The 9,197-nt window shown below is 63.0% G+C and carries 12 protein-coding genes; 4 read left to right on the top strand and 8 right to left on the bottom strand.

All coding sequences use genetic code 11. The features are described from left to right. The coding region (locus EN932_RS04000) for a stimulus-sensing domain-containing protein (RefSeq protein ID WP_206618911.1) at positions 1-589 on the bottom strand (589 nt) is incomplete at its 3' end. 20 nt (positions 590-609) lie between these two features. Continuing rightward, the gene (locus EN932_RS03995; protein WP_013528337.1) at positions 610-1,311 is read right to left on the bottom strand and encodes a response regulator transcription factor; all 702 of its coding nucleotides are present in this window, start codon (positions 1,309-1,311) and stop codon (positions 610-612) included. Between the two features lie 343 nt (positions 1,312-1,654). Between EN932_RS03995 and EN932_RS03990 the strand changes: the two genes are divergently transcribed. The 4 genes from EN932_RS03990 (at position 1,655) to EN932_RS03975 (ending at position 5,084) form a co-directional block, all read left to right on the top strand. Next, a complete protein-coding gene (locus EN932_RS03990; RefSeq protein WP_127384674.1) occupies positions 1,655-3,265 on the top strand; it encodes a phosphoenolpyruvate carboxykinase in 1,611 nt (536 codons plus the stop codon). 83 nt (positions 3,266-3,348) lie between these two features. After that, positions 3,349-3,786, top strand: a complete 438-nt coding sequence (arfB, locus tag EN932_RS03985) for an alternative ribosome rescue aminoacyl-tRNA hydrolase ArfB (RefSeq protein ID WP_027161031.1) — start codon at positions 3,349-3,351, stop codon at positions 3,784-3,786. 90 nt (positions 3,787-3,876) lie between these two features. Further along, complete coding sequence (gene lysM / locus EN932_RS03980; RefSeq protein ID WP_013528340.1) at positions 3,877-4,350, top strand: peptidoglycan-binding protein LysM; 474 nt, start codon at positions 3,877-3,879, stop codon at positions 4,348-4,350. Positions 4,351-4,454: 104 nt separating this feature from the next. Continuing rightward, positions 4,455-5,084: an alpha-ketoglutarate-dependent dioxygenase AlkB gene (locus EN932_RS03975; RefSeq protein ID WP_127369979.1), complete on the top strand. Its 630-nt coding sequence runs from the start codon at positions 4,455-4,457 to the stop codon at positions 5,082-5,084. Here the strand turns inward: EN932_RS03975 and coaA are convergent. The 6 genes from coaA to EN932_RS03945 form a co-directional block, all read right to left on the bottom strand. Then, a complete protein-coding gene (gene coaA, locus EN932_RS03970; protein WP_013528342.1) occupies positions 5,071-6,030 on the bottom strand; it encodes a type I pantothenate kinase in 960 nt (319 codons plus the stop codon). The two genes, EN932_RS03975 and coaA, sit on opposite strands and share 14 nt — an antisense overlap. Positions 6,031-6,054: 24 nt before the next feature. Continuing rightward, on the bottom strand, positions 6,055-6,378 hold the full coding sequence (locus tag EN932_RS03965) for a phosphoribosyl-ATP diphosphatase (RefSeq protein ID WP_063170995.1): 324 nt from the start codon (positions 6,376-6,378) through the stop codon (positions 6,055-6,057). Between the two features lie 70 nt (positions 6,379-6,448). Then, the gene (hisF, locus tag EN932_RS03960; protein ID WP_024501998.1) at positions 6,449-7,243 is read right to left on the bottom strand and encodes an imidazole glycerol phosphate synthase subunit HisF; all 795 of its coding nucleotides are present in this window, start codon (positions 7,241-7,243) and stop codon (positions 6,449-6,451) included. Next, positions 7,240-8,076, bottom strand: coding sequence for an arginase family protein (locus EN932_RS03955; RefSeq protein WP_063170994.1), 837 nt, complete (start codon positions 8,074-8,076; stop codon positions 7,240-7,242). The genes hisF and EN932_RS03955 overlap by 4 nt, the downstream gene beginning before the upstream one ends. Beyond that, positions 8,073-8,816: a 1-(5-phosphoribosyl)-5-[(5-phosphoribosylamino)methylideneamino]imidazole-4-carboxamide isomerase gene (gene hisA, locus EN932_RS03950; protein WP_013528346.1), complete on the bottom strand. Its 744-nt coding sequence runs from the start codon at positions 8,814-8,816 to the stop codon at positions 8,073-8,075. The genes EN932_RS03955 and hisA overlap by 4 nt, the downstream gene beginning before the upstream one ends. Positions 8,817-8,820: 4 nt before the next feature. Further along, on the bottom strand, positions 8,821-9,111 hold the full coding sequence (locus EN932_RS03945; protein WP_013528347.1) for a DUF1330 domain-containing protein: 291 nt from the start codon (positions 9,109-9,111) through the stop codon (positions 8,821-8,823). Between the last annotated feature and the right edge of the window lie 86 nt (positions 9,112-9,197).

Here is a 9,197-nt window from a genome sequence, read left to right as displayed (position 1 = left end):
ATTTCTGGATGCGCTCGACCAGATCGGGCTCTTCTTCCTCGACCGGCGGCAGGTCGTAGCGCAGGATCTGGCCACGCGAATAGAGGTGGCGCGAATCGAGCAGCAGATTGGCGTCGCGGTCATAGATGCGGGCGCGGGTCCTGGTCGGCGAGATCAGCCTTCGCAGCACCGGGGCAACACGCTCCGGGTTGATGGGGAAATCGAGATTGTCGAGCTGGTCGGAGCCCGGCCCCAGGCTTTCGCCGGCCTGCAGTTCAAGCAGCTTTTCCGGGTCGATGCTGATCGAATCCGTCTCGACCGTCGCCGAAGCGGCGATGGCGCCGGCGATGATCTCGCCCTGGGTCATCAGGCTTTCGACGCGGGCGTCGATCAGCCCGTCGCGGAAGGTGTTGAGATAGAGGATGCCGGTCACCAGGACGGCGAGGCCGGCAAGGTTGAGGAACAGGATACGCCGCGTCAGGCTGGAAAAGATGTGATGGCCAAGGAAGCGGCGCATCGGCACCGTGATCTTCGAGACGAAGGACGGCATGATCCGCGACGGCCGCCTGGAGGCGCCCGCCGGTCTTGTTCGCTGTGCTTCCACTGCCATCGAATAGCAGGCCCTGCTACTTATGCTTCGCGGAACCGGTATCCGACTCCGTAAAGGGTTTCGATCATCTCGAAGTCGTCGTCGACGGCCTTGAACTTCTTGCGCAGCCGCTTGATGTGGCTGTCGATGGTGCGGTCGTCGACATAGACCTGTTCATCATAAGCCGAATCCATCAGCGCATCACGGCTTTTTACGACACCGGGACGCTGCGCCAGCGAATGCAGGATCAGGAACTCGGTGACGGTGAGCGTCACCGGCTCGCCCTTCCAGGTGCAGGTGTGGCGCTCCTGGTCCATGACGAGCTGGCCGCGCTCGAGAGAGCGGGCCTGCTGGCTGGGTGTCTTGGCGGCGGCCTCGCGGGCACTGGCGCGGCGCAGCACGGCGCGCACGCGCTCGACCAGCAGGCGCTGTGAGAAGGGTTTGCGGATGAAATCGTCGGCGCCCATCTTGAGGCCGAACAATTCGTCGATCTCGTCGTCCTTGGAGGTCAGGAAGATCACCGGCAGGTCGGACTTCTGGCGCATCCGGCGCAGCAGTTCCATGCCGTCCATGCGCGGCATCTTGATGTCGAGGATGGCAAGGTTCGGCGGGCGTGCCGCCAGGCCTTCCAGCGCCGACGCACCATCCGTGTAGGTCTCGACGCGATACCCCTCGGATTCCAGGGCGATCGACACCGATGTCAGAATGTTGCGGTCGTCATCGACAAGCGCGATTGTTGCCATTTCAAGCGGCTCCCTCATGAGCTGTCCCTTCTGTCGTAGAGAAGGGGCTTTTGCAGGACAAATTAGGTACAAAATGTGGCATAGGCCTTGTCCGCTGTCACGCGCGGCATGCCGGCGGCCACAATCCTACCTCGACAGGGATTGGACGAACGTACATCGCCAATCCTTTGGGCAACCGCCAAACTTTTTGCACATATAAACGATTTAAACAACTTTCAAAATATTTAAATCGATTAATGATTTGATATCATTCGTCTTTTCTGGTTCTGACCATCTCAGCCCGCGTAGTGGGCGTGCCGGGAACGTGCCGGCAAAGATGCGGCAAATCCAAGAGGGACACTCGATGTCGGAAGTCGGCAAACGCAATTCCGCCTGCGCGATCGATCATATCGGCCTGAAAACCACCGGCGTGGTGCGCTATAATTTCGGTGCGGCTGCTCTTTATGAGGACTCGATCCGGCGCGGCGAGGCCCGCTTGACCGCACATGGCGCGTTGGTCGCCGAGACAGGCCAGCATACCGGCCGCTCGCCCAAGGACAAGTTTGTCGTCCGCAACAGCGACACCGAACCGCATGTCTGGTGGGACAACAACAAGGCAATTTCACAAGCCCAGTTCGACACGCTGCTCGCCGATTTCCAGACGCATGCCGCGGACAAGGATCTATACGTCCAGGACCTGATCGGCGGCGCCGATGCGGAGCTGAAGCTGCCGACCAGGGTGATCACCGAATTTGCCTGGCACTCGCTGTTCATCCGCAATCTGCTCATTCGTCCCGATGCCGCCGAGCTCGAGCATTTCGTGCCTGACATGACGATCATCGACCTGCCGTCCTTCCGCGCCGATCCCGCCCGCCACGGCAGCCGCGCTGAAACGGTGATCGCCGTGGATCTCACGCGCAAGATCGTGCTGATCGGCGGCACCTCCTATGCCGGCGAGATGAAGAAGTCGGTGTTCACCATGCTCAACTATCTGCTGCCGGCGAAAGGCGTGATGCCGATGCATTGCTCGGCCAACGAGGGTATGGCCGGCGACGCAGCCATCTTCTTCGGCCTGTCGGGCACCGGCAAGACGACACTCTCGGCCGATCCCTCGCGCACGCTGATCGGCGACGACGAGCATGGCTGGGGACCCCACGGCATCTTCAATTTCGAAGGCGGCTGCTACGCCAAGACGATCAAGCTGTCGGCGGAAGCCGAGCCGGAAATCTTCGCCACCACGCAGCGCTTCGGCACGGTGCTGGAAAATGTCGTGCTCGACGCTGATGGCGTGCCGGATTTCAACGACGGAAGGCTGACCGAAAACACACGCTGCGCCTACCCGCTGGATTTCATCCCCAACGCCAGCAAGACCGGCCGCGCCAACCATCCGAAGAACATCATCATGCTGACCGCCGATGCGTTCGGCGTGATGCCGCCGATCGCGCGGCTGACCCCGGCGCAGGCGATGTATCATTTCCTCTCCGGCTACACCGCCAAGGTGGCCGGAACCGAAAAGGGCGTGACCGAGCCCGAAGCGACGTTTTCGACCTGTTTCGGCGCACCGTTCATGCCGCGCCATCCATCGGAATACGGCAATCTGCTGCGCGAGCTGATTGCCCGCCACGGCGCCGATTGCTGGCTGGTCAACACCGGCTGGACCGGCGGCGCCTACGGCACCGGCAAGCGCATGCCGATCAAGGCGACGCGCGCCTTGCTTGCCGCCGCACTCGACGGCTCGCTCAAGACGGCCGAGTTCCGCACCGACCCTCATTTCGGTTTCGAGGTGCCGGTGGCGGTTCGAGGCGTCGACAGCGCCATTCTCGACCCGCGCTCCACCTGGGCCGACAAGGCCGGCTATGACCGGCAGGCGGCAAGGCTGGTCGGCATGTTCGCCGTCAATTTCGAGAAATTCGAAAGCCATGTCGACGCCGTGGTGCTGGGTGCGGCGCCGCGCATGCAGGAAGCCGCGGAGTAATCGCGCCACAAGGTTCAGCTTCGTTGAAAGGCCCGGTTCGATCGGGCCTTTTCTTTTTCGATCCGCCGCGCCATGACTGCGGCATGGCGAGCGACGACAATATCTTCATATCAGGCGATGCGGTGATCCATCCGGGCGACCTGCACGAGGATTTCATCCGCTCGTCCGGTCCCGGCGGCCAGAACGTCAACAAGGTGGCGACGGCGGTGCAACTGCGCTTCGACGCCGCCAACGCAGCGGGTCTGTCGGAGCGCGTGCGCGAGCGGACGATCAAGCTTGCCGGCCAGCGTGCCACCAAGGACGGCGTCATCGTCATCGAAGCGGGCCGCTTCCGCACCCAGGAACAGAACCGGGCGGATGCGCGGGCACGGCTGACGGCATTGGTCGCCAAGGCCGCCGAGCCGCCACCGCCGCCGCGCAAGAAGACGCGGCCGTCGAAAGGTGCCGTGGAACGGCGGCTGAAGAGCAAGGCCGGGCGCGGCACGATCAAGAAGCTGCGCGGCCGGGTGGAGAACGATTAAGCACCGCGAAGCTGCAACGCGCGGGTGGCTTCCAATTCTGGGTTGCAGATGGCAAGCTGCGATCACCCACCACAGCAATGGAGACCAACGATGGGCATGTTCGATTTCGTCAAGAGTGTCGGCAAGAAACTGGGCATCGGCGGTGACGACGAAGCCGCACCCACGGCCGACACACTCAAGAAGGAGCTCGATTCGCACAAGCTCGGCACCGATGGCGTCGAGGTCGTCGTCAACGGCGATACGGCGGTGCTGAAGGGTGTGGTCAAGGACCAGTCGATTTTCGAGAAGGCGGTCATCGCCGTCGGCAACACGCTCGGCGTCTCCAAGGTGCAGGCGGACGAATTACAGGTCGCGCCAGCACCTGGCACGGCCGCCGCCCCCGCCAAGGAGCCCACCTTTTACACCGTGAAGAAGGGCGACAATCTCTGGAAGATCGCCGAGAAAAGCTACGGCAAGGGCCAAGGCGTCAAGAACACGGTCATATTCGAGGCCAACAAGCCGATGCTGACCCATCCCGACAAGATCTATCCGGGCCAGGTGCTGCGCATCCCCGACCTCGCCTAATCGAGGCTACTGCCAATTCGACAAGAGCGGCGGCTTTCGGGTCGCCGTTTTCATTTGATCGTGACATTTTACGGTTCCGAACCATCCAAAAGGCGATCGAATCCGTGCTCGTTCTGCCCAAAGGCGTCCGCCACATGCCGGCCTACCTGTCACGCACCGTGCAGGAAGAACTGGTCGACGAGGTGAGACGGATCGTGCAGCAGGCGCCGCTGTTCGTGCCGGCCATGCCGCGCACCGGCAAGGAGATGAGCGTGCGCATGACCAATTGCGGGCCGCTGGGCTGGGTTACCGACAAGGAGCACGGCTATCGTTACCAGCCGGCGCATCCGCTAACCGGGGAGCCTTGGCCGCCAATTCCGGATGCGCTGCTCGACCTGTGGCGCGAGGTCTCGGGCTATCCGCATCCGCCGGAAGCGTGCCTGATCAATTTCTACACGGCGGATGCGAAGATGGGCCTGCATCAGGACCGCGACGAGACCGATTTTTCGGCGCCGGTCGTCTCCGTCTCGCTCGGCGACGACTGCCTGTTCCGGGTTGGCCAGACCACGCGTGATGGCGCCACCAAGTCGTTCAGGCTGCAAAGCGGTGACGTCGTGGTGCTCGGCGGTGAGGGGCGGCTGTGCTTTCACGGCGTCGATCGGATCTATCCCTCGACCTCGGCACTGCTGAAAAACGGTGGGCGGATCAATTTGACATTGCGACGGGTGACGAAGCCGGCCGTCACAGCTTCCTGAGCGCCACTTCCTCGATCAGGTGGTCGGCCCCCTTGCGCAGGATCAAGTCGGCGCGGGCCCGCGTCGGCAGGATGTTCTCGCGCAGATTCTTCAAATTGATGTTGGTCCACAGCCCTTCGGCGATGGCGCGCGCCGAACCCTCCGACAGCTGCGAGTAGCGGTGAAAGAAGGAGTCCGGATTGCGGAAGGCGGTCTCACGCAGCCGCATGAAGCGGGAAATGTACCAGTTGTGGATCAGCTTCTCGTCGGCATCGATGTAGATGGCGAAATCGAAGAAGTCCGACAGGAAAGGCACGATCTTGCCGTCCTGCGGCAGCTTGCCGGGCTGCAGGACATTGATGCCTTCGAAGATCAATATGTCGGGCCGGTCGATGGTGACGAACTCGCCGGGAATGACGTCATAGGTGAGGTGCGAATAGACCGGCGCGCGGACATCGGGCAGCGCCGACTTGATGCCCGACAGGAAGCGCAGCAGCGCGCCGACATCGTAACTGTCTGGAAAACCCTTGCGCTCCATCAGGTTCTCGCGGCGCAGGACCTCGTTGGGCAGCAGGAAGCCGTCGGTGGTGATGAGATCGACCTTGGGGCTCGACGGCCAGCGCGCCAAAAGCTCCTTCAGCACGCGTGCGGTCGTCGATTTGCCGACCGCGACGGAACCGGCGATGCCGATGATGAAGGGCGTCTTGACCACGTCGACCGCGTTGAAGAAGGCCTGGCGTTGCCGAAACAGCAGCTGGCTCGCTTCGACATGAGCCGACAACAGCCGCGACAGCGACAGATAGATGCGCGTGACCTCTTCGAGATCGACCGGATCGTTGAGCGAGCGCAGGCGGCGGAATTCGTCCGCGCTCAGCGTCAGCGGCGTGTCGGCGCGGAATTGCGACCATTGCTCGGCGGAGAAGAAGCGAAACGGGGAATACTTCTCGGTCGGCGCGAGCTGATCCATCGAGATACCTGCCCTTCCTCGCGGTCAGCCCTTGGGCCGTGACGCCTTCTCGGCGATGCCCGAACGCCGGGTGCGGCCTTCGAGCTCCTTGAGCACGTCGCTCAGCGAAACCCCCGAGAGGCCGAGAACGACGAGCCAATGATATATAAGATCGGCACTTTCCGAAACGAGGGCCTGTTTGTCGCCCTTGACTGCGGCAATCACCGTCTCGACTGCTTCCTCGCCGAGTTTCTGCGCCGCCTTGTCGATGCCGCGCGCGAACAGTTTTGCCGTCCACGAGTCCGGGTCGCCGGAATGGGCGCGTTCCCTGATGGTTTCTTCAAGATCTGACAGCGAAAACTCAGCCATGGCGCCATCTATCTGCTTGTTTAGGCATGATCTTTTCCGAAAACCGGTTCCCACTTTTCGGGATCATGCTTTAGGGCCGATTATTCACAGAGTCCAGCCGCATCGGCAGCCCTGCGGCGGCCATATGCGCCTTGGCCTGCGCTATCGTGTAGGTACCGAAATGGAAGATGGACGCGGCCAGCACCGCGCCGGCATGGCCGTCGCGAATGCCTTCGACCATGTGGTCGAGCGTGCCGACGCCGCCGGAAGCGATGACCGGCGCACGCACGGCGTCTGATATCGCGCGGGTCAGCGCGATGTCGTAGCCGGCCTTGGTGCCGTCGCGATCCATCGAGGTCAGCAGGATCTCGCCGGCGCCGCGATCGACCATTTTCCGCGCGAACTCGACCGCGTCGATGCCGGTCTTTTCGCGCCCGCCATGGGTGAAGATTTCCCAGCGGTCGGCCTCACCGGTGGCGGACACTTTCTTGGCGTCGATGGCGACGACGATGCACTGGTTGCCGAACTTGTCGGCGGCCTCGGCAACGAAATCCGGGTTCTTCACCGCCGCCGTGTTGATCGACACCTTGTCCGCGCCGGCCAAGAGCAGCTTCCTGATGTCGGCGACCTGGCGCACGCCGCCGCCGACGGTCAGCGGCATGAAGCATTGTTCGGCGGTGCGTGCGATGACGTCGAAGATGGTTTCGCGATTGTCCGACGAAGCAGTGATGTCGAGGAAGCAAAGCTCGTCGGCGCCGGCCGCGTCATAGGCCTTGGCCGCCTCGACCGGATCGCCGGCGTCGACGAGATCGACGAAGTTGACGCCCTTGACGACACGGCCGTTCTTGACGTCGAGACAGGGGATGACACGGGCTTTCAGCATCAGCGGCCCTCTATCGTGGCGATGAGATCGTTCAGCAATTGACCGACCAGCGGCGGCACATCGGCCTGCGCGTCGAAAGCCGGGTCGTAGGCGGAGACGGTGATGCCGACGACCGGCACCGCAATCGCCATGGCGCAAGTGGCGTCGCGCAACTGCTCCGGGCTCGGGCCGCCCGAAGTGATATAGCGGTTGGCCTGCAACTCGCGGGGATCATGCACGTCCATGTCGAGATGCATGTGCACGCGTTTGGCGCCGGCGATCTTCAGTCTTTCGGTCGCCTGGGCCACCCCGGAGCATTCCGTCCGCACGATCGGCAATGTCTCCAGCAGCCGCTTCTCGTCCGGATCGAGATCGCGCGCGTTGACGAGCACGCAACGCGACGGATCGATCGGCTTGAAGCCGGGAATGGCCGAAGCCATCGGCCTCCAGCACAGGCCAAGCACCGTCGCCAGCGCCATGCCGTCGAGAAACCCGTACGCCGATGTCTCGGGCGTGTTGAGGTCGCCATGCTGGTCGGCCCAGATGATCGCATCGGCGTCCTCGCCGGCGACCGCACCGGCTGATGTCAGGCAGTTTCCCGCAAGGACGATGGGAAACCGGCCGGCGTCACGGGCAAGGCGAACCTCGGTCGCAACCGCGTTGCAGACAGCAAAGCCGGTGGCGATCTCGCGCTCCTGGATGTCTCCGACCCTGCCGATGTCTTCCACCGTAACGTCATGGCCGGCCATGGTCAGCGCGTCGACGAGCCCGCCTGATATCAGTGCGTCCGGGCCCTGGCCCATGCCGCCATGGTAATGGCCGCTGTCGTAGGAGGCCAGGATGATGGAGATTTTCACGTCCGCGTCTCCGCCCTGCCCTGCAGGATCGCCAGGGCCTCGGCCGGATCGATGCGGCCGTCATAGAGCGCGCGCCCGGAGATCGCCCCTTCGAGCTTTTGCGCATCGGGCATGGTCATGCGCACGATGTCGGCGATCGAGGCGAGGCCGCCCGACGCGATGACCGGGATCGATACGGCATCGGCGAGATCGATGGTGGCGTCCCAGTTGATGCCGGTCAAAACGCCGTCGCGGTCGATATCGGTGTAGATGATGGCGGCGACTCCGGCGCCCTCGAATTTCCTCGCCAGTTCGACGACGCCGAGGCTCGACGCCTCGGCCCAGCCCTCGACGGCGACCTTGCCGCCCTTGGCGTCGATGCCGACGGCGACCTTGCCCGGAAACGCCTTGCAGGCCTGTCTGACCAGGTCCGGGTCACGCACCGCCACCGTGCCGAGGATGACACGGGCCAGCCCGCGATCGAGCCAGTCCTCGATCTGCGCCAGCGTGCGGATGCCGCCGCCGAGCTGCACAGGGTTCTTCGTCGCCTTGAGGATGGCGCCGACCGCCGCGCTGTTGACGCTCTGGCCCTGGAAAGCGCCGTTGAGGTCGACGACATGCAGCCATTCGAAGCCCTGTTGCTCGAAGGCCCGCGCCTGCGCTGCAGGATCATCGTTGTAGATGGTCGCGGTGGCCATGTCGCCGTGCTTCAGGCGCACGCACTGGCCGTCCTTGAGATCGATGGCGGGGAAAAGGATCATCCGTTCAGGCGCCTTCCACAATGGCGAAATGCGATGTCGAATAGAGACGTCGGAACTTCAGCGCCGCCTGGTATTCGGGCGAATGGAAGCAGGCGAGTGCGACCGCGTAGCTCTCGAACTCGATGATGACATGGCGATTGCCCGACGACCCTTCCGGGCTCGACGACTGACCGCCGCGGGTCAGGAATTTTGCGCCATATTTGTCGAAAGCCGCTTTGTTGGCGGCAATGTATAGCGGATAGTTTTCCGGATCGGTCACCTCGACCATCGCCATCCAGTAACCCTTCTTGCTCATCGGTTTCCCCTTTGCTTGAGCATGATCTCGGGACAAACGGGACCGTTTGTCCGAGAAAACCGGGGTCCACTTTTCGGGATCATGCT

Source organism: Mesorhizobium sp. M7A.F.Ca.US.002.01.1.1 (assembly GCF_004022955.1).
In the GTDB taxonomy this organism is placed as follows: Bacteria; Pseudomonadota; Alphaproteobacteria; order Rhizobiales; family Rhizobiaceae; genus Mesorhizobium; species Mesorhizobium ciceri.
Note: the sequence above shows the minus strand (reverse complement) of the source record. Positions and strands in the feature narration are given on the sequence as shown.

Excerpts from the sequence above, each read along its gene's own strand:
- EN932_RS03995 (WP_013528337.1), bottom strand. The coding sequence starts at position 1,311 with ATGGCAACAATCGCGCTTGTCGATGACGACCGCAACATTCTGACATCG.
- EN932_RS03990 (WP_127384674.1), top strand. The coding sequence starts at position 1,655 with ATGTCGGAAGTCGGCAAACGCAATTCCGCCTGCGCGATCGATCATATC.
- arfB (WP_027161031.1), top strand. The coding sequence starts at position 3,349 with ATGGCGAGCGACGACAATATCTTCATATCAGGCGATGCGGTGATCCAT.
- lysM (WP_013528340.1), top strand. The coding sequence starts at position 3,877 with ATGGGCATGTTCGATTTCGTCAAGAGTGTCGGCAAGAAACTGGGCATC.
- coaA (WP_013528342.1), bottom strand. The coding sequence starts at position 6,030 with ATGGATCAGCTCGCGCCGACCGAGAAGTATTCCCCGTTTCGCTTCTTC.
- EN932_RS03965 (WP_063170995.1), bottom strand. The coding sequence starts at position 6,378 with ATGGCTGAGTTTTCGCTGTCAGATCTTGAAGAAACCATCAGGGAACGC.
- hisA (WP_013528346.1), bottom strand. The coding sequence starts at position 8,816 with ATGATCCTTTTCCCCGCCATCGATCTCAAGGACGGCCAGTGCGTGCGC.
- EN932_RS03945 (WP_013528347.1), bottom strand. The coding sequence starts at position 9,111 with ATGAGCAAGAAGGGTTACTGGATGGCGATGGTCGAGGTGACCGATCCG.